General features: G+C 60.3%; 17 protein-coding genes. All 17 read right to left on the bottom strand.

The features are described from left to right. Positions 1-27 precede the first annotated feature (27 nt). The gene (locus tag Q0248_RS01560) at positions 28-1,797 is read right to left on the bottom strand and encodes a phosphoethanolamine transferase (RefSeq protein ID WP_299318945.1); all 1,770 of its coding nucleotides are present in this window, start codon (positions 1,795-1,797) and stop codon (positions 28-30) included. Beyond that, positions 1,790-2,260, bottom strand: coding sequence for a 23S rRNA (pseudouridine(1915)-N(3))-methyltransferase RlmH (gene rlmH, locus Q0248_RS01555; protein WP_299318943.1), 471 nt, complete (start codon positions 2,258-2,260; stop codon positions 1,790-1,792). Before rlmH ends, Q0248_RS01560 begins: the two co-directional genes overlap by 8 nt. Positions 2,261-2,385: 125 nt before the next feature. Continuing rightward, on the bottom strand, positions 2,386-2,778 hold the full coding sequence (locus Q0248_RS01550; RefSeq protein WP_299318942.1) for a DUF3127 domain-containing protein: 393 nt from the start codon (positions 2,776-2,778) through the stop codon (positions 2,386-2,388). Positions 2,779-2,834: 56 nt separating this feature from the next. Next, positions 2,835-3,824, bottom strand: a complete 990-nt coding sequence (gene trpS, locus Q0248_RS01545; RefSeq protein WP_299318939.1) for a tryptophan--tRNA ligase — start codon at positions 3,822-3,824, stop codon at positions 2,835-2,837. Between the two features lie 49 nt (positions 3,825-3,873). Further along, entirely contained in the window at positions 3,874-4,251 is a 378-nt protein-coding gene (locus tag Q0248_RS01540) for a RidA family protein (RefSeq protein ID WP_211788606.1), read from the bottom strand. Positions 4,252-4,739: 488 nt separating this feature from the next. After that, entirely contained in the window at positions 4,740-5,552 is an 813-nt protein-coding gene (locus Q0248_RS01535; protein WP_299318935.1) for a Cof-type HAD-IIB family hydrolase, read from the bottom strand. 479 nt (positions 5,553-6,031) lie between these two features. Next, positions 6,032-7,159: a lipid-A-disaccharide synthase gene (lpxB, locus tag Q0248_RS01530; RefSeq protein WP_299318933.1), complete on the bottom strand. Its 1,128-nt coding sequence runs from the start codon at positions 7,157-7,159 to the stop codon at positions 6,032-6,034. A 26-nt stretch (positions 7,160-7,185) separates the two neighbouring features. Next, on the bottom strand, positions 7,186-7,947 hold the full coding sequence (surE, locus tag Q0248_RS01525) for a 5'/3'-nucleotidase SurE (protein ID WP_299318930.1): 762 nt from the start codon (positions 7,945-7,947) through the stop codon (positions 7,186-7,188). A gap of 30 nt (positions 7,948-7,977) precedes the next feature. Next, positions 7,978-8,508: an FKBP-type peptidyl-prolyl cis-trans isomerase gene (locus tag Q0248_RS01520; RefSeq protein ID WP_299318928.1), complete on the bottom strand. Its 531-nt coding sequence runs from the start codon at positions 8,506-8,508 to the stop codon at positions 7,978-7,980. Positions 8,509-8,549: 41 nt separating this feature from the next. Next, the gene (locus tag Q0248_RS01515) at positions 8,550-10,091 is read right to left on the bottom strand and encodes a glycine--tRNA ligase (protein WP_299318926.1); all 1,542 of its coding nucleotides are present in this window, start codon (positions 10,089-10,091) and stop codon (positions 8,550-8,552) included. A gap of 326 nt (positions 10,092-10,417) precedes the next feature. After that, on the bottom strand, positions 10,418-10,753 hold the full coding sequence (locus tag Q0248_RS01510) for a zinc ribbon domain-containing protein YjdM (RefSeq protein ID WP_299318924.1): 336 nt from the start codon (positions 10,751-10,753) through the stop codon (positions 10,418-10,420). Between the two features lie 82 nt (positions 10,754-10,835). Then, the gene (locus tag Q0248_RS01505; protein ID WP_299318922.1) at positions 10,836-11,525 is read right to left on the bottom strand and encodes a retron system putative HNH endonuclease; all 690 of its coding nucleotides are present in this window, start codon (positions 11,523-11,525) and stop codon (positions 10,836-10,838) included. Then, positions 11,522-12,856 carry an AAA family ATPase gene (locus Q0248_RS01500; RefSeq protein WP_299318921.1) on the bottom strand — a complete coding sequence of 445 codons (1,335 nt, stop codon included), beginning with the start codon at positions 12,854-12,856 and terminating at the stop codon, positions 11,522-11,524. The genes Q0248_RS01505 and Q0248_RS01500 overlap by 4 nt, the downstream gene beginning before the upstream one ends. A 1,715-nt stretch (positions 12,857-14,571) precedes the next feature. Next, entirely contained in the window at positions 14,572-15,243 is a 672-nt protein-coding gene (locus Q0248_RS01495) for an OmpA family protein (RefSeq protein ID WP_299318919.1), read from the bottom strand. 46 nt (positions 15,244-15,289) lie between these two features. Then, complete coding sequence (locus Q0248_RS01490; protein ID WP_299318917.1) at positions 15,290-16,270, bottom strand: dihydroorotate dehydrogenase-like protein; 981 nt, start codon at positions 16,268-16,270, stop codon at positions 15,290-15,292. Positions 16,271-16,289: 19 nt separating this feature from the next. Next, complete coding sequence (miaB, locus tag Q0248_RS01485; protein ID WP_299318916.1) at positions 16,290-17,699, bottom strand: tRNA (N6-isopentenyl adenosine(37)-C2)-methylthiotransferase MiaB; 1,410 nt, start codon at positions 17,697-17,699, stop codon at positions 16,290-16,292. A 294-nt stretch (positions 17,700-17,993) separates the two neighbouring features. Further along, on the bottom strand, positions 17,994-18,626 hold the full coding sequence (locus Q0248_RS01480) for a polysaccharide deacetylase family protein (protein ID WP_299318913.1): 633 nt from the start codon (positions 18,624-18,626) through the stop codon (positions 17,994-17,996). Positions 18,627-18,643 lie beyond the last annotated feature (17 nt).

Genomic DNA, 18,643 nt, shown 5'->3' with positions numbered 1-18,643 from the left:
CTTTATTGAGGGCGCTCAGGACAGAGGCTAAGGGCTGGGAGGGCTGGGAGCGAAATGCAGGCCCATACGCCGTATGAGCTCCATATCCTCGTCCGCCAGCTCCAGCTGCTCTATGGGGACGCACTCGTAGCGGTCGTTGAGGTAGTAGCGCTGCCCAGCCTTGAAGGCACGGTTCACCAGCGACTTAGTCTCCTGGCGGTAGCGTGTTGTGACTCCCGCAACATCCAGCAGGGTGTGGAAGACGGCGTTGGTCGAGGCTGGCTGCTGCTGGTTGGACAGCGCGGCACGCCATACCAGCGGGTAGTGCTCCCTATAGCTGGGCGAGGTCCACAGAACCAAGGGTACGTGCAGCTGGTAGTAGGAGATGTCGGGCGAGGAGTGCAGGAAGCGCTCCCGACTGTCGTCGTAGACGTCCTCTCCGTGGTCGGAGACGTAGAGCATCGCAGCCAGGCGATCCTGCTGCCCGAGGCGTGCGATGACCTCGGCGACGAAGTGGTCGGTCTGGCGCACGGCATTGTCGTAGGCAGCTCTGAGGCTTAGACTATCGGCCTCACTGCCCGAATAGCGCTTGCCGACAAGGAAGGCAGCCTCCTGTGCGGGATAGCGGTCTCTGTAGCTGAAGTGCGCCCCGTAGGTGTGCAGGACAATGAAGAGCTTGGGGTGCTCACTAGCGAGTAGGCGATCCAGATAGGGGAGCATATCCCTATCGTAGAGTCGCCCGGGACGCTGCCCCTTGCGCTGCCGCAGCTTCCTATCCTTACGCAGCGAATGGTACTCATCCCCCTGCATGGCGAAGAAGTCCACATAGCTGTGATTGCCGGGCTGATTGGTCACGTAGGCGGTGTAGAAGCCTGCCTCACGGAAGGCCGTCAGTATGCCCTGTATGCGCGGCAGCTGGTCAGCAGCCTCAGCATCGGCTGGGGAGAGGATGATGGGGATACTCTTGTAGGTGGTGTTGGACTGCGTCAAGACGTCGCGATAGACGCTCAGCTGCCCGCTCCCAGCGAGGCTATCCAGCCGCGGCGTCGTAGGGCGGCCGTAGCCGTAGAGGCTCCAGCTGTAGGCGCGATTGGTCTCTCCGAGGACCAGGACGTAGACCTCACGCTCGTCCTCAGGGTGCTTGCTGGTGGCTCCGTAGCTGAAGTCCTCCGAGCTGTAGCTGTAGTGGATGACCTCGCTGAGCTTCTTCGTCGCCAGGTACATGTTGTAGAAGACGCTCATCGGATAGACCTCGGCACGCAGGTGGAGGTAAGGCGCGCGGCGCTTCGCCCCTACCCAGATGGGCAGCGCCAGCAGTAGGAGACCAAGGCCCCAGAGGCTCACACGGCGTCGGAAGCAGGGCGGGAGCGGCCGCGGATTGCGCGCCGAGGCGGTAGCCAGCAGCAGCGTCAGAACATAGCCCCCGAGGATGCCTACGATAGGTAGGAGGATGTTGGAGAGGAGTTCGCCCGCCTCATCGGGCTCGGAGGTAAAGAGGTTGAGGATCATGTCCACCGCTACCACCGAGCCGCTGAAGATCGTCAGGAGCACGAGCTGGAAGACGTGCAGGAGGATCAGTACCACCAGCCCCCAGTAGATGCGCCCAGGGCGCTTGGCTAGTGCCAGCAGCAGCATGTAGATGGGCAGCATGACCAGCACGTTGAGGATGCGCCCCACGCTGGACTGCTGCATGACGATGGAGAGGACGAGGTTGGGCACCAGCAATGCCAGCACGAGGATCCAGTAGTAGATACGCTGGTCGCCTGCGATGATGAAGGCCTTGAGGCGGCTGTAGAGCTGGGTGATCTGTCTAGTCATGGTGGTAAGGCTCGCCGCGTAGGATGGTTTGTGCCCTATAGAGCTGCTCTAGGGCGAAGAGGCGCACCATCTGGTGCGAGAAGGTCATCTTGCTCAGCCCTACGAGTCCCTGAGCGCGGGCATAGACCTCCTCGGAGAAGCCGTAGGGTCCGCCGATGGCGAGGATCAGGCGGCGCTCGCCCGAGATCATCACCTGCTCGATGCGCTGGGCAAAGGCGCGGCTGGTGAGCTGGTCACCGCGCTCGTCGAAGAGCCAAAGGCGATCGCCTGGCTGCACCTGCTTGAGCAGCTCGCGCCCCTCCTCCACGCACTGCTGCACCTCGCTGAGGCGCCCTCGCTTGAGGTCGGGGATCACCTTGAGCTCGAAGGGGAGGTAATGCTTGAGCCGTGCTGCGTAGTGCTGCATCAGCTCCTCGATGTGCTTGCTATCGGTCTTGCCTACGACTAGGAGGGTCAGCTGCATAGGGGGAGGCGGGTGGATAAAGGGTCTGAGGATAAAGGAAGAGCGTATGCTGCGCCCCCAGTCGAGGGCTACAGCATACGCTCTCTTGATGTGATCTAGCTAGGCTCTCGCAAGGGCCGAAGGGGCTAGAAGGGGAGGTCGTCGGCCGCCGAGACAGGCGCTGCAGGCTGTGCAGGCGCCGCGGGCTGAGCGGGAGGCTGGGGAGCGGCATAGCTAGCAGCAGCGGGAGCTACTACGCCAGGGGCAGCCACGCCCTGCACGACATTCCAGCCGCGGATGCTGGTATACCAGCGCCCGTTGAACTCGCGGCTCTCGATGTCGATCGATACCGTGACGTCCTGCCCGATCTGCATGGGGAACTTGTCTACGTTGTCCCCGAAGAGCTCGAAGCATACCTTGCGGGGGTACTGCGTGCCGAGGGTCTCGAGAATGTATTCCTGTACCTTCCAGGGGTTGCCTGCCTTAGACGTCCCCGTACGAAGGGGGAGGATTTGGACGATTCTTCCTACTAATTCCATGAGGAGTATTATGTGATGAGTGTGATTACTTAGGTGGGAGGTGAGGGGCGCTAGACCTAGCGGGGGCGGAAGCCTATGATGTGGCGTACCTCCTCGATGGTGCGTGCGGCGGACTCACGGGCCTTTTCTGCGCCGAGACGGGCCACACGTGCCAGCAGCTCCTTATCCCCGCTGATGTCGAGGATGCGCTCGCGGATGGGGGCGCAGAAGGCATTGATATCCACGGCCAGCTGCTTCTTCATATCCCCGTAGCGGATGGCGCAGTCGTTGTAGAGGCCGTTGTAGTGCTGGTAGACCTCGGGCGTGGAGACGATCTCCATCAGGGTGAAGAGGTTCTGTATCGCCTCGGGTTTCTCGCTGTTGGGCTCGGTGGGGCCGCTGTCGGTGACGGCGCGCATGACCTTCTTGGATATGGTCTTCTCGTCGTCGGTGAGGTAGATGGCGTTGCCCTCACTCTTACCCATCTTGCCCGAGCCATCGAGGCCGGGAACCTTGAGCGCCTTAGCCCCGAGGCTGAAGGACTGCGGCTCGGTGAAGAAGTCCACGCCGTAGATGGTGTTGAAGCGGCGGGCGAACTTGCGCGCCATCTCCATATTCTGCTCCTGATCCTTACCTACGGGCACCTTGACCGCCTTGTGCATGAGGATGTCGGCCGCCATGAGGGAGGGGTAGGTCAAGAGGCCTGCATTGACGTTGTCGGGCTGCTGACGAGCCTTATCCTTGAAGGAGGTGGTACGCTCCAGCTCCCCGAGGTAGGCGTTCATATTGAGGTAGAGGTAGAGCTCCAGCACCTCACGTACATCGCTCTGCACGTAGATGGTGGCCTGCTCGGGATCGATGCCGCAGGCCAGATACTCGGCCAGGATCGTATTGGTCGAGCGTATGATGTCGTCGGGATGGGGGTGTGTCGTCAGCGAGTGCCAGTCAGCGATGAAGAAGAAGCAATTATACTGCTGCTGCATCTCGACGAAGGCGCGTACAGCACCGAAGTAATTACCTAGATGTAGGTTGCCTGTCGGGCGGATACCACTAACGACTGTTTCCATTGGATTCCCTTGATTAAATGAATACGACGAAGGACGCGCAGAGGCTCCCTTAGCCCTTGCGTGCAATGATCTCAATCTCGACGAGCCCGTTCTTGGGCAGCGTCTTGACAGCGACGGCCGAGCGGGCGGGGAAGCTGCCCGTGAACTGGCGCTCGTAGACGGCATTCATCGCCGCAAAGTCGCCCATATCGGCCAGGAAGCAAGTCGTCTTGACCACATCATCAATCGTCATGCCTGCCTCGGCGAGGATGGCATGGATGTTACGGAAGCTCTGCTCCGTCTGTGCCGTGATCCCCTCGGGGAAGTCCCCCGTGCTGGGATCGATGCCGAGCTGCCCGGAGGCATAGAGCGTATCGTCGAGGAGTACAGCCTGGCTGTAGGGACCGATGGCGGCAGGCGCCTTGTCCGTGGCGATGATCTTCTTCATTGCTGTATCTTGTTACTATAGGTGTACAAAGATACGCAATTCAGCCCGACTGCTGGGCGCCTCCGCTCCCAGGCTCGAGGAGCGAGTGTAGGCAGCAGCCAGCTGGGCTTACTCCTGCCGCCAGCCGCGGCACTGCATCCTATACCTAGGGGAGCTGACCGATATCCATCAGGGCGCTGACGGGTATCCATCGGCGAGCTGACTGATAGCACCCAGCAGGTTGATGGATATCCCTCACGGACAGCACGCGGAGGCTCGGCAGACGGTGCGGCTTTCGTGGGGTTTCGTCCCCACCTATATAAAGGAGAAGAGACAGCGGACTGAAGGAGAGAGGACAGCGGACTAAAAGAGAAGAGACAGCGTGCTAAAGGCAAAAAGACAGCGCTCCCCCAGCTAGCAAAGCTGTTAGTCGGGGGAGCGCTGTTTTTAGTGGGGCGGAGCCTGGTGCCCAGCGCGGAGGGCGAGGCAAGGGCTAGAGGGCGGGACGGCTAGGAGCGGGCGAAGACAAGCTCCTCGAGGGCGTAGGCGACGCCGTCCTCATTGTTGGTACGCGTGACATAGCTAGCCACAGCCTTGATGTCCTCGGGGGCGTTGCCCATGGCGACACTGGTCCCCGCCAGGCGCAGCATCCCAAGATCATTATAGTTATCCCCCATGGCGATGAGCGCCTCGGGCGTGAGGCCCAGCAGCTCGAGGAGACGGCTCAGCGCGGCGCCCTTATCTATTCCCTTAGGCACGAGCTCGAGGAAGAAGTCGCTGGAGCGGAAGGCGTCGATACGATCGCCGAGCAGTTCCTTCGCCTCGGCCTCAAGGGGGATGAGCTTATCCTTGGGCCCGACTGCGAGGCACTTGGGCAGCTTCAGCGCCGAGAGCGCGCGGAAGTCGGGCACCACCTCCAGCGCCATGCCCGTGATGTCGATCTCCTTGACCGCGTAGGGGTCGTCGGAGCGCTCGCTGAGGATGGTGTCCTCGGTATAGGAGAGGATGTTGAGGTCGTAGCGCTGCGTGAGGTCATAGAGCTGGGGGATAAGGTCGGCATCCAGCACGGTCTCGCTGAGGACCTCGCCCGTGGCGGCTGCGATGAGCTTACCGCCATTGAAGGGCAGCAGGTAGCCGCCGTAGGTCTTCAGCTCCAGCTCCGCCGCTAGATGTCCTAGCGCGGCCGTAGGACGACCCGAGGCTAAGGCTATACGTATATCATAGTCGCGCTGGGCGCGGATGAGGGCGCTGCGTACGGGCTCGGTCAGCACGTGCTGGCTGGTGATGAGGGTACCGTCGATGTCTAGTGCTAGTATTCTCATAATTGTATCGGCTGTGGGCTCACTCCTCGACGCGGGCGGGGGCTTATCCCCGTCCTTATTATTCTTATAGTCTTAGAGTAATTAGATCTTATTTCTCTTTATCTACTATGTATATTATGCGCCGTGGACAGGTGGGTAAGCCTCCAAGCGCTCTTCCAGTTCGCTCCACCCCTCCTCAGGCTTATCCCTAGGCTTGGGGAAGCTTGCCCACAGACTGCCCACAGGGCTAAGTTCCTTATCTAGAGCCCTCCGATGGGGAGGCGCTCTACTTCATCCACGCCTTGGGGAGGCTCGGGGTTCCCTTTAGGCGAAGGCCCTAAGTGTATAGCTGGTGTATAGCTAGGGGGCTTATCTACAGGGGGGCGAAGGCAGGGGGAGGGGGGCTCTGATTCGTCCACGAGTACCCCTAGATTTATCCCTCGCTTATCCTCGCGCTATCCCCAGCTTATCCCAGGGATGTACACGGCTGGAGGCTGGGGCTAGCGCTGCCGCTGGAGCTGCTCGATGAGCGTGCGGGCAGCACGTGGGGCCGAGTAGCTGCGTCCGAGTGTGGCGCTGAGTTCGGCGAAGGCCTCCAGCTGTGCCCGACGGGCAGGCTGCCCCTCCTCGAGGAGCTCCAGCTGGCGACGTAGCTCGGGCGCGCTGAGCCTATCGCCTAGGAGCTCGGGCACGGCGGGGCGGTCGAGGATGAGGTTGACCAGTGAGACGTAGCGCACGCGGAAGCAGTGCTCGAATATCCAGCGCAGGGCTCTACGTCCGCCCATGCCGTAGCATACCACGAGCGGGCAACCCGCGAGCGCCGTCTCCAGCGTCGCCGTCCCCGAGGTGACAGCTGCGCGAGCGGCACGGCGCATCAGGCCGTAGCTATCCCCCCAGACGAGCTCTACCTGGGGATAAGCACTGAGGTAAGGGGCGTAGTCCTCTGCCGTCATCCCGGGGGCAGCGGCGACGGCGACGCGTCCACCGGCCTCGAGGTGCGCCTCAGAGGCCTGGAGCATCAGGGGGAGGTTCTCCCGTAGCTCGGCCTTGCGGCTGCCGGGGAGGAGCGCCAGGAGCTGAGGGTCGCGCTCTATGGGCTCGGGGTGCTCGGCCTCATAGCTCAGCTGGGCATCGACGCAAGGATTGCCCACGTAGCTCACCGAGAGGCCCTGCTGGCGGAAGTAGTCCACCTCGAAGGGTAGGATCGAGAGGGCGTGGCTGAGGTAGCGGCGAAGCTGCTTGATACGCCCAGCACGCCAGGCCCAGAGCTTGGGCAGGATATAGTAGACGCTGGGGATAGCCAGCTCCTGGGCCAGCGGGAGGACGTAGCGGATGTTGAAGTCGGCGAAGTCCACCGGGATGACCACATCGGGGGCGAAGGCACGCAGGGCCTCCTGCACGCACTCGGCGCGTCGGCGTATGGTACGGTAGTTCTTCAGGACGCTCACCACGCCCATGAAGGCTACATCTCGGTAGTGGACGACGGGGGGGATGCCTGCGGCCGCAGCCATCTTATCCCCACCCATAAAGGCAAACGAAGCCTCTGGATCCTCGGCCTTCAGTGCTCGGATGAGCGCTGAGGCGTGTAGGTCTCCAGAGGCTTCGCCTGCGACTAGGAAGTAGCGCATGCTGGGGCTTCGTCTAGGTCACGGGGCTAGCCAGCAGCCTGCTGCGCCAGCTGGTCGAGGTGGTCGATCCAGCCGTGGTTGGTCGTGTCGAGCTGCAGCGGGGTGAGCGTCGCCCAGCCCTCACGCAGCCAGTACCAGTCCCCTCGGTCCTCGCTAGAGGCGGGGCGCTGGTGGCCTGTCATCCAGTAGATATCCTTGCCCCTACCATCGCGGCTGGGGACGAACTCCTCGACGAACTGGCCCACACTCTGCGCGCAGACCTTCAGCCCCTGGGGCTTGGTCTTGGGCACATTGAGCGAGAGCATGGTGTGTGGAGGCAGCTGGGTGTGCTGCATGAGCTTGACGACCTGCTGCGTGTAGACGATGCTGTCGGCGAAGTCAGGCGACCAAGCCGTGTCATCCAGCGATACGGCCAGCGAAGGGATGCCGTAGATGCAGCCCTCACGGGCGGCACCGATCGTCCCCGAGTAACCTACGCAGATGCCCTCATTACTGCCGTGATTGATCCCCGAGATGATGAGGTCGGGGCGTGTGTCGGCAAAGAGCGTATTGAGTGCTAGCTTGACGCAGTCCACGGGCGTACCCTCGCAGCTGTAGATGCGTAGGCGTCCCTCGGTCTTGCGATGCTTCAGGCGCAGGGGCTGGGTCGTAGTGATCGCACCTGAGAAGCCCGATCGCGGGCCGTCAGGGGCGACGATGGTCACATCGCCGAGGTGCAGGAGGGACTGGGCCAGCTCCTGTATGCCTGCGGCGCGGAAGCCATCGTCATTGGAAAGCAATAGATGCATAGATGGGATATACTCTGATGGGCGCCTCCCTTACAGAGGCGTGCTGATCTCCTCGAGCTTGATCTGGAAGAAGAGGCTCGAGTAGGAGGGGATGTAGCGCGTGATCGACGAGCCATAGCCCAGATACCAGGGGATGACGACGGAGACCTCGTCCCCGACCTTGAGGCTCTGCAGGGCGTACTTGAAGCCATCGATATAGCTGTTGACGCGGCTGTAGTCGTTGATGACGGGCTGATCCCAGTTGCCCTGATCGACGGGCTGGGCGCTGCGGGAGTTCGACGTCCAGTCGCTGGTCAGGTAGCCGCGGTAGCGTACCTTGACGGCGTCATTCTGCGCTGGGGTCACGGTGCCTGTGCCGTGCTTCTGCCACTTGATGTAGACATAGCTGTCGGCATAGTTGCCAGGCAGGTGTACCTTCTCGTAGCCTGCACTGTCGGCAAAGGAGAGGAAGTTACGCTCGTTGGTGGCGCGGCGCTCCTGTGCCGTGTCGATGGTGTCGCTACAGCTAGCGAGGCCACAGCTAGCCACTAGGGCGAGCAGGGCAAGGATCTGAGCCTTCATAGGTGTTGGGACTAGAGGGTGAGGAATGGGTAGTGGGGGCCTTAGATGCGGCGCAGTAGGCTCTTCAGCGAGGTAGCCTCGTAGAGCACGCGGCTGAGCTCACTGATGGCGATGCGCTCCTGCTGCATCGTGTCGCGGTGACGTAGCGTCACGGTGCCGTCCTCCATCGTCTGGTGGTCTACCGTCACGCAGTAGGGCGTACCGATGGCATCCTGGCGGCGGTAGCGCTTGCCGATGGAGTCCTTCTCGTCGAGCTGGCAGTTGAAGTCGAACTTCAGCTCGTCGTAGATCTCCTGTGCCTTCGTGTCGAGGCCGTCCTTGCGCACCAGGGGCAGGATGGCGAGCTTGACGGGGGCCAGGGCTGCAGGCAGACGCAGTACGCTGCGCTTCTCTCCGCCCTCCAGCGCCTCCTCCTCGTAGCTGCCGCACATCAGGCTGAGGAACATACGGTCCACCCCGATGGAGGTCTCGATGACATAGGGCGTGTAGCTCTCGCCCAGCTCGGGGTCGAAGTACTGCATCTTCTTGCCGCTGAACTCCTCGTGGCGCTTCAGGTCGAAGTCCGTACGGCTGTGGATACCCTCCACCTCCTTGAAGCCGAAGGGCATCTCGAACTCGATGTCGGTGGCGGCATTGGCGTAGTGCGCCAGCTTCTCGTGGTCGTGGTAGCGGTACTTCTGGTCGCCGAGTCCGAGCGCCTTGTGCCAGCGCAGGCGCAGCTCCTTCCAGTACTCGAACCACTTGAGCTCCTCGCCGGGGCGAACGAAGAACTGCATCTCCATCTGCTCAAACTCGCGCATGCGGAAGATGAACTGGCGGGCGACGATCTCGTTGCGGAAGGCCTTCCCGATCTGGGCGATGCCGAAGGGTATCTTCATACGGCCGGTCTTCTGCACGTTAAGGAAGTTCACGAAGATCCCCTGTGCCGTCTCGGGGCGCAGGTAGACCTTCATCGCGCCCTCAGTCGTGGAGCCCATCTCGGTGGCGAACATCAGGTTGAACTGACGTACCTCCGTCCAGTTGCGCGTGCCACTGATGGGGCAGACGATCTCCGTATCGATGATGATCTGGCGAAGACCCTCGAGGTCGGTAGCGTTCATCGCCTCAGCGAAGCGCGTGTGGATCTCGTCCCACTTGGCCTGGTACTCGAGCACGCGGCCGTTGGTAGAGCGGAACTGTGCTTCGTCGAAGCTCTCACCGAACTTCTTCGCCGCCTTGGCTACCTCCTTATTGATCTTCTCCTCGATCTTCGCTAGGTGGTCTTCGATGAGGACGTCGGCGCGGTAGCGCTTCTTCGAGTCCTTGTTGTCGATGAGGGGATCATTGAAGGCGTCGACGTGACCGGAGGCCTTCCAGATCTTGGGGTGCATGAAGATCGCGGAGTCTATCCCCACGACGTTGGGCGCCAGGAGGGTCATAGCCTCCCACCAGTAGCGCTTGATGTTATTCTTGAGTTCGCTCCCCAGCTGACCGTAGTCATAGACAGCGCCGAGGCCGTCATAGATCTCAGAGGAGGGGAAGACGAAGCCGTATTCCTTACAGTGGGCGATTACCTTCTTGAAGAGGTCTTCTTGCTGTGCCATCGATGATGCTCTGTATACTGATATATATTATTGTAGACTGCAAAAATACGCAATCTCTACCACTGCGCCACTCCGCGCCTCTGGTAGCGTGTACGTCGGGGCAGTAGATATGACCTGCACCCCAATGCTCGAGCGGATCAGCATTGGGGTGCGTCTAGAGGATAGGGCAGGGTAGAGCTGCCCTTTTTCGTGGAGCTGCTTGGCTCCTAATATAGAACGTGTCGCCCAGCCTTATCGTGTCCAGCGCTACGTGCGTCCTTAGGATGGGGACAAGTAGGGGGAGGGGCGGTGTGGGGGAGAGGGTAGGAGGAGGGCAGAGGAGGCGCTTAGCCCTTCTTGAGGAACTCGGCGCGCAGGACCATGACGGAGCCATCGACCTTGCCCTCGACTTCGTCGGGGCTGTCGGTGAGGCGGATGCTCTTGACCTTGGTGCCCTGCTTGATGACCATCGAGGAGCCGCGTACCTTGAGGTCCTTGATGACGGTCACGGCGTCGCCATCTGCGAGCGGCGTGCCGTTGCTATCCTTACATACCTGGGCAGTGGTGGAGCTTGCTAGCGCCTCGACGTCGAACTCACTCGAGCAGTCGGGGCACACGTAGGTAGTGCCGTCAAAGTAGATGTGCGGGCCGCCGCATTCGGGGCAGAGGGGATATTCGTTCATCGTCGTTGCTTGCTTAGGGTGATGGATCAGTTGCCTGCCGCGCTGTCTGTCTGCCGCGGTGGGCTTGGTGCAAAGATAATCCTTATCCCGCGGTATGCTCATCCTCCAGCTCGCGGAGCATGCGCTCGAGCCAGTAGATGAGTATGCCGCAGTAGGGGATGAGTTCGCCGTAGCGATCGCGCGCCGTGACGCGCTCGAGGAGCTTGGTGAGGACGCTGCGCTGCCTGTGGCGGGAGGAATGTGGGGGTAAGAGCTGCTGCAGCTCGTCCAGCAGGGTGTAGAGGGCCTCCTGACGGTTGTGACGGAGCTTGCTCGTATTGAGGTTCAGGATGCGATCTAGCTCCTCGTCCCACTCGGGATTGCTGGAGTGTATGCTACAGCCCTCCGAGCCGTAGCTAAGGCTAGCGATGCAGGCGGGATTGAGGGGCGAGCAGGTGAGGCGTCGGGCCGCCTTGGAGGAGTCGCAGTGCAGCGAGCGACGTCCGCGGAAGGGGTCGGGCTCGTCACGCTCGCCACCGTAGCAGCAGCCTAGGAGGTTGTCGTAGTCCAGCTCCAGCTCGGGGTGGATGGCCTGGCTGTCGATGTGCTCCACCTTCATCTCCCCAGCGTCGATGCGGCCCATGCAGTAGGCGCAGAGGTAGCCTTGGTCGCGCAGCAGGCCTTGCTTGAGGCTCTTCTTGGCCTTGTGCGAGAGCTCGCTGTAGCGTGCGTTGGGCTGGCGGCAGTAGGCTGCGAAGCCCTTGGGCGGTGCGGACTTCTTGATGTGTATCATAGCCGATCGGGGCGCTGCATCAGTCTCAGAAGGGTGTCGGCGCGGGTAAGCTCCTTGAGCTCGCCGCCTGGGAAGGCTTGGCGAAGTCGCTGCAGCAGCTCGCGTGCCCTCTGGTAGTCGCCTGCGTCTATGGCGTGGAAGAGCTCGGCCAGCTGGTTGCTCACCTCATGGCTGCGGGGCGAGAGCTCCCAGAGGCGCTCCACGAGGGTGGAGATGTCGAGGCCGTAGGTCGTGGCTTCCTCGAGGCAGTACTCGGCCTCACTACTGCAGCGTAGGCGGTAGACGATATTCGTCCCATCGCTCTGCACGCCACTCATCACCATGGGGGCATGGGTCGAGACGATGAACTGCAGGGCGGGGAAGCAGCGGTGCAGCACGGGTAGGATCTCGGCCTGTAGCCTTGGGTGTAGATGCATATCGATCTCGTCGATGATCACCGTGCCCGTGATGTGTCGGCAGGTCTCATCGCCATAGATAGGATAGTCAAGCAGGTAGCTGCGCATCACCAGATCCAGGCTCATCGAGATGATGCGCTTGTAGCCCTCGGAGAGGAAGGCCGTAGGGATCTCCCTGCCGTCGGGCGTGACGAAGACCACCTCCCGCTTGATGGGGCGTATCAGCATGTCGTAGAAGAGGTCACAGCCCTCCGCTCCGAGGATCTGGAGCATCTGGCGCCGCACGAAGCCGAGCTCGCTGTGCTCGGGATCACGCTCCGCTAGCACCAGCAGTCGGTGCACCCAGTAGCGCAGGAAGCCGTCGCCCTCGAGGCACTCTAGGTAGCCGAGGGAGAACTTGCTCGTCGTCTTGCTGAAGGGCTGGAGGCTGAGCTTGCGGTTGGAATGGATGTCCTCTACCGAGTAGTAGGCGAAGAGGGGCAGTGGGTAGCTCTGCCGTGCAGCCTCGCGGTCGTAGTAGTGACTCTGCAGCCACTGGGCGTAGCTGCGGTAGGCCTTGAAGCCTCCCGTCAGGGCGCGGCGGTTCTTGGCACTGCGCTTCTCCAGCACTTGCTCGCCTAGGGGGCCTTGCTCCTCTAGGTACTCGGGGCTGAGGCGCTCGATGAGGTCCGTCGGGTCGAAGCTGATGGAGATGGGCTGCTCATCGAGCTGCTTGCCCCTCTGGAACTCCTGCTGGAAGTCATCGTCGCCGAAGCTCAGCCACTTGGTGTACTCGTCGCTGAAGCCCGCGAAGAAGGAGCTCAGCATGTACTGACAAGCCCTGAGTAGCGAAGTCTTGCCGCTGGCGTTGTCCCCGACGAAGAGGTTGATCCCGGGCTTGAGCTCGAGCCTGAGGTCGCTGTAGCAGCGGAAGTGCTGGAGGTGTATGGAGCGCATAGGAGCTAAGTATCAGTGTGACATCTACCCCAAAGATAGCTATTCGCCTGCTAGCTCCGTCGCCCTGCTGCTGTCCATAAGGGGAGGAATTATCTCCAGAGAGCTAGATGCACCCTATGCTGTTGTGTTCATAAAGGATAAGGATTAGCTCTGTCCCTCCTTGCTATAGTGTCATAGAGGATAGGCATAAGTTCTGTCCCTCCTCTCTATCGTGTTCGTAGAGGATAAGTATAGGTTCTGTTTCTCTTCGTCTGTGCGCAAGCGGAGTGTAAAGCCCCAGCGGGGCGACCCAGTTAAAGCCCAGGGTGCGTAGCCCTGCAAGGGCGACCAAACCCTGGGTAGGTCATCAAGTCAAAGGACAAAGCCCTACAGGGGCGACCCTCAAAATAAATTGGTGCTCCAAGTCACGGTGCTCCGATCGTCTTGAGGGTCGCACTTACAGCGCTCCATTGGTATTAATTTGCTTAGCCCAGGGTTTGGTCGCCCTTGTAGGGCTACGCACCCTGGGCTTTGATTGGGTTGCCCCGTTGGGGCTTCCTCTTCCGCTTGTAGTCTAGAGGGTGTGGTAAAGGCCTGAGCTATCTCCATAGAAGCAGATGCACACTATACTGTTGTGTTGATAGAGGATAAGTATAGGTTCTATTCCTCCTCGCTGTTGTGTTCATAGAGGATAAGCATAAGTTCTGTTCCTTCTTGCTATTGTGTTGATAGAGGATAAGTATAGGTTCTGTTTCTCTTCGTCTGTGGGCAAACGGAGTGGAAAGCCCCAGCGGGGCAACCCAATCAAAGCCCAGGGTGAGGGAACGCTGCAGGCGTGACGGAACCCTGGGTAGGTCATCAAATCAAAGGACAAAGCCCTACAGGGGCGACCCTCAAGATAAATTGGTGCTCCAAGTCACGGTGCTCCGATCGTCTTGAGGGTCGCACTTACAGCGCTCCATTGGTATTAATTTGCTTAGCCCAGGGTTTGGTCGCCCTTGTAGGGCTACGCACCCTGGGCTTTGATTGGGTTGCCCCGTTGGGGCTTCCTCTTCCGCTTGTAGTCTAGAGGGTGTGGAAAAGGCCTGAGCTATCTGTTTCAAGTTAGCCTTGGAGCGTATTAAGCTAGCCTTGGAGTGTGTGAAGAAGGAGGTAATAAGACTGGTTTGGTTTGCTCACGTAAGGACGTTGCTGGCGTAAGCTAAGGGCTGGGGTGAGGCTACATCAGGCAGTGGGCGAGGGAAGATTATAGGCTTGGCGGGAGAACTAATATAATATGGCGGGAAAAGTAATATAAGTTCTCCCGAAATATTATATAATATCTCCCGAATTATTATATAACTTTCTCCGAAAAGTAATATAACTTTTGTCAGATTATTATATAATATTCGACGGAAAGTTATATAATAATTCGCGGGAACTTATATTATTTTTCTAGAGAAGTATTATTACTTTGCTCGCGGACATCAGGCACTTCGCTCGCGGAGTGTATGATGGGAGCTCGCCGAGGCAAGTCACTTCGCTCGCTCGGATAGGTCACTTCGCTCGTTCGGATTAGGAACTAAGCTCGCTGGCCTTGGGTCATTTGCGCTCTAAGCCAGGGCACTGTGCGCGCTAGCCTTAGCCTAGGAGCGGAAAAAGGAGCGCCCCCAAGTCGTCGCGATGGACGGTCTGGGGGCGCGGTATATAGCTTGCCTTAGTCCGCGTGGAACTAAGGGCTAAGGGCGTCGGAAGGCTTACTTCAGCGTACCTGCCTGAGCAGCCTCGATCATCGCCTTGCTGGGGAGGATGTAGACCTCTACGCGGCGGTTAGCCTGACGGCCAGCAGCGGTACCGTTGTCTGCGACGGGGCTGTGGCTGCCCTCGCCAATGGCCTGCATGCGGCTGGAGGATACGCCCTGAGCAGCGAGGAAGCTCTGCACGCTGGTAGCACGCTTGAGGGAGAGGGGGTCGTTGATCTTGTCGCTACCCGTGTTGTCGGTGTGGCCGACGATCTTGATCTCGGTGTCGGGGTTCTGCTTGAGGCTAACGGCCAGGTTGCGCAGCTCAGTCTGCGAGCTGGTGGAGAGGCTAGCGGAGTTGGTGGCGAAGAGGATACCGCTGTCGAAGGTCACACGGATGGCCTGACCGTCATTGACGCTCTCGACCTTAGCCGTCTTCATCTTCTCCTCGAGCTCACGCTTCTGCTTGTCCATCTTGTTACCGATGAGGGTACCTGCCGTACCGCCTACGACGCCACCGATGGCGGCACCGAGGCCGGTATTCCCGAGGACACGACCTACACCAGCGCCGATGATAGCACCAGCACCAGCGCCGATACCAGCGCCCTTGACTGAATTGCTTAGGCCGCAGCTAGAGAGGACGAGGCCCCCAGCGAGCAGTGAAGCGATCATTACATTCTTCTTCATCTTGTTCTTGATCTATATTAGTAGTTGGTAGAATAACGGGCGAAGGCTAGGATTGCGTACGCCCTGAATAATACTTCATGAATTGGAGACGCTCGAAGAGGCTCGGGTCAGCGACAGAGGCATAGCTGAGGCGACCGCGGAACTCGTCCACGCTCTGATAGCCATGATCCATCATCCAGCGCCCGAGGCCCGTCAGCGCGTCTTTGATAGCCGAGGGGCCGTGCTTGTAGACGGCCGTGCATATCTGCGCCACATCTGCCCCCGCCAGCAGGATCTTCGCCAGCTCCTGCCAGCCATAGATCCCCGTCGAGGCAGCGAGCTCGATGCCGGGCACGACGCCACGGATGAGGCCTGTGAAGCGTAGGGTCTCGGCAAAGTCCCCCGCGTGGGAGAAGACATCACCGCCGACGATCTGCTCCCGCTCGAGGTCGATGTCCAGCTGGTAGCTGCGGTTGAAGAGCGTGACGGCCGTAGCCCCCGCCGCACGTAGCTTATCCACGAGTGTAGGCAACGCCGTATGGTGGCGCGAGAGCTTGATGATGAGCGGTAGACCCACGGCGCGCAGGCGGCGGACGATCTCCAGATACAGCTCCTCACCCGCCACAGGATCGTAGAAGCGCGAGGTCTCCAGGCGCATGATGTTCACCTCGAGAGCGTCGGCGCCAGCCTCCTTGAGCTTCTGGGCAAAGTCCGTCCAGCTCTCCAGCCCCGAGCAGTTGATGGAGGCGATGACGGGCACCGAGAGCTCGGCCTTGGCGCGGCGCAGGAGCTCGAGGTATTCGTCCACAGCCTCTACACGGGTGTAGGAGGCGATGTAGTCGGCGGCCTCGGGATACTCGTTGTGCGCCAGCAGATGCCCCGTATGCATGAGGATCTGCTCCTCGAAGAGACTCTTGAGGATGACCGCACCAGCGCCAGCCTCGACTAAGGCCTTGGTACGATCGATGCTGCGCGTCAGGCCCGAGCTGCTCAGGATGAGCGGACTCGAGAGCTGCAGCCCAGCGAAGGTCGTCTGTAGATTAACCATAGTATAGTGTAGTCAAGTGTTAGGGTGCATCGGTGACGGGCGCCACGTAGCCCTCGGCGGGCTGTACGGGACGACCGATAAGGGTCGCTGCCGTAGCCGACTCGACGAGGACCTGGGCGTACTGTCCTACGCGGTAGCCTTGCTTGTCGAAGACGACGACCTTATTCTGCTGCGTGCGGCCGAAGAGCTGCTCGTGGCTGCGCTTACTGAAGCCCTCGATCAGTACCTCCACGGTCTTGCCCACGTCTCGAAGGTTGCTCTCCAGCGAGAGCTGCGTCTGGAGGTCGATCATCTCCTGCAGGCGGCGGATCTTCGTCTCCTCGCTGATGTTGTCCACGAGGTACTTGGCAGCGTAGGTGCCTGGACGCTCGGAGTACTTAAACATAAAGGAGTTGTCGTAGCCCACCTCACGCATCAGGCTCAGCGTGTCCTGGAAGTCCTCCTCCGTCTCGTCGTGGAAGCCGCAGAAGAGGTCCGAGGTGATGGCGCAGTCGGGCATAGCGCGGCGTATGGCTGCTACGCGCTCGAGATACCATTCGCGGGTATAGTTGCGCTTCATCAGCTTGAGTATGCGGTCATTGCCCGACTGGGCGGGTAGGTGGATGTGCTTGCAGATGTTGGGGTACTTCGCCATTACGGCGATGGCCTTGTCATCCATATCCTTGGGGTGGGGCGAGGTGAAGCGGATGCGTATGCCGGGTACGGCCAGCGCTACCTGCTCCATCAGGTCGCCGAAGTCGTAGACCTTGTCGCCATCGACGTAGCGGTAGGAGTTGACGTTCTGCCCCAGCAGGGTGATCTCGCGATAGCCCTTCTCCTCCAGGTCCTTGACCTCACGGATGATGCTCTCCAGCTCGCGGCTGCGCTCACGACCACGGGTATAGGGGACGATGCAGTAGGAGCAGAAGTTATTGCAGCCACGCATGATGGAGACGAAGCCCGAGATATGGACACCGCCCAGCTTGAGCGGCATGACATCCTTGTAGGTCTCGTTGGTGGAGAGCTTTACATTGATGGCCTTCTCGCCGCGCTCCACGGCTCCGATGAGGTTCGGCAGGTCGAGGTAGCTATCTGGGCCGACGACGAGGTCTACCTTATGCTTCTCGATGAGCTCCTCCTTGGCACGCTCGGCCATGCAGCCGAGGACGCCGATGGTGATGCGGCGGCGCTTCTTGCGGCGTATGGAGTGGTAGTAGGCGATGCGATTGAGCACCTTCTGCTCGGCGTTGTCACGCACCGAGCAGGTGTTGAGGAATATGGCGTCCGCTAGCTCGGGATCCTCTGTGAGGTGGTATCCATCCATCTGCATGATGGAGGCCACGACCTCGCTGTCGGCCACGTTCATCTGGCAGCCGTAGGTCTCGATATAGACGCGCTTAGGAGCGAGTGACAGGTCGGATTTAGAGTCCGGTGTCAGGGGTCGGTTCATAAGAGGTTAATAGTAAGTTCGTTCAAGCTGTCTGTCCGCCCACCCGCGGGCCGCACTTGCTGCGGTGCCAGCGGTGTCTCGGGGCGGTCTTTCCTTTGTTCGATATTATTGCTACCTTTGTGTTGAAAAAGTAATTTTTCATAGTTAAGGTTTTGGTTAATAGGTTGGAGCTGGCTGGGAAGTCAGCTCCGCTTTTTTTATACCCGTACCAAAGACCTTATGCCTATGATCCCTTAGCTTCCTCATTTAGTAGCCGGGCAGCCACTCGCTGCCCTGTCTGCTGGGCGTGCTCCCCTAGGGGGCGTCGCCTATGCGTAGGAAGTGATAGCCCTCGTCGAGGAGCCAGCGCACGGCCTTAGGCATAGCCTCCCGCATATTCTTCTGCGCCTTGATCGAGTCGTGAAAGACGATGATCGAGCCGTTGCGTGCGTAGCGCTTGACGTTGGCGAGTACCTCCTCGGGCGTGAGCCGCGCATTGTAGTCGCGCGTGACGACGTCCCACATAATGATCTCGAAGCTGTGGCTGAGCTCGATGTTCTGCCTGAAGCGCAGGTGCCCATGCGGGGGGCGGAAGTAGCGCGAGTGTATGAGTTCGTGCGCGGCATGCACATCCTCCATGTAGCTGCGCGTGCCGTGATAGAGCCCCTGTATATGGTGGTAGGTGTGGTTGCCTACCTGGTGACCTCGGCGCTTGATCTCCTCGAAGAGCTCGGGCCACTTGCGCACGTTGTCCGCCACGCAGAAGAAGGTAGCCTTCACCCCCAGTCGGTCGAGCTCATCCAGCACCCAAGGCGTCACCTCGGGGATAGGCCCGTCATCGAAGGTCAGGTAAATGCTCCTCCCCGAGATCGCTGGTATGCGCCAGCGAGCCCCGGGGACGAGCATGCGGTACCACATAGGTACGCGGCAGAGGAGACGCTCCAGCATGGTGCTGTACTCTGGTG

Source organism: uncultured Porphyromonas sp., from assembly GCF_938046015.1.
GTDB lineage: Bacteria > Bacteroidota > Bacteroidia > Bacteroidales > Porphyromonadaceae > Porphyromonas.
The sequence above is the reverse complement of the archived record's forward strand: the minus strand, read 5'-3'. Positions and strand labels throughout refer to the sequence as shown.

Coding starts and splice junctions, on each gene's coding strand:
- Q0248_RS01560 (WP_299318945.1), bottom strand. CDS start 1,797: ATGACTAGACAGATCACCCAGCTCTACAGCCGCCTCAAGGCCTTCATC.
- rlmH (WP_299318943.1), bottom strand. CDS start 2,260: ATGCAGCTGACCCTCCTAGTCGTAGGCAAGACCGATAGCAAGCACATC.
- Q0248_RS01550 (WP_299318942.1), bottom strand. CDS start 2,778: ATGGAATTAGTAGGAAGAATCGTCCAAATCCTCCCCCTTCGTACGGGG.
- trpS (WP_299318939.1), bottom strand. CDS start 3,824: ATGGAAACAGTCGTTAGTGGTATCCGCCCGACAGGCAACCTACATCTA.
- Q0248_RS01540 (WP_211788606.1), bottom strand. CDS start 4,251: ATGAAGAAGATCATCGCCACGGACAAGGCGCCTGCCGCCATCGGTCCC.
- Q0248_RS01535 (WP_299318935.1), bottom strand. CDS start 5,552: ATGAGAATACTAGCACTAGACATCGACGGTACCCTCATCACCAGCCAG.
- lpxB (WP_299318933.1), bottom strand. CDS start 7,159: ATGCGCTACTTCCTAGTCGCAGGCGAAGCCTCTGGAGACCTACACGCC.
- surE (WP_299318930.1), bottom strand. CDS start 7,947: ATGCATCTATTGCTTTCCAATGACGATGGCTTCCGCGCCGCAGGCATA.
- Q0248_RS01520 (WP_299318928.1), bottom strand. CDS start 8,508: ATGAAGGCTCAGATCCTTGCCCTGCTCGCCCTAGTGGCTAGCTGTGGC.
- Q0248_RS01515 (WP_299318926.1), bottom strand. CDS start 10,091: ATGGCACAGCAAGAAGACCTCTTCAAGAAGGTAATCGCCCACTGTAAG.
- Q0248_RS01510 (WP_299318924.1), bottom strand. CDS start 10,753: ATGAACGAATATCCCCTCTGCCCCGAATGCGGCGGCCCGCACATCTAC.
- Q0248_RS01505 (WP_299318922.1), bottom strand. CDS start 11,525: ATGATACACATCAAGAAGTCCGCACCGCCCAAGGGCTTCGCAGCCTAC.
- Q0248_RS01500 (WP_299318921.1), bottom strand. CDS start 12,856: ATGCGCTCCATACACCTCCAGCACTTCCGCTGCTACAGCGACCTCAGG.
- Q0248_RS01495 (WP_299318919.1), bottom strand. CDS start 15,243: ATGAAGAAGAATGTAATGATCGCTTCACTGCTCGCTGGGGGCCTCGTC.
- Q0248_RS01490 (WP_299318917.1), bottom strand. CDS start 16,270: ATGGTTAATCTACAGACGACCTTCGCTGGGCTGCAGCTCTCGAGTCCG.
- miaB (WP_299318916.1), bottom strand. CDS start 17,699: ATGAACCGACCCCTGACACCGGACTCTAAATCCGACCTGTCACTCGCT.
- Q0248_RS01480 (WP_299318913.1), bottom strand. CDS start 18,626: ATGCTGGAGCGTCTCCTCTGCCGCGTACCTATGTGGTACCGCATGCTC.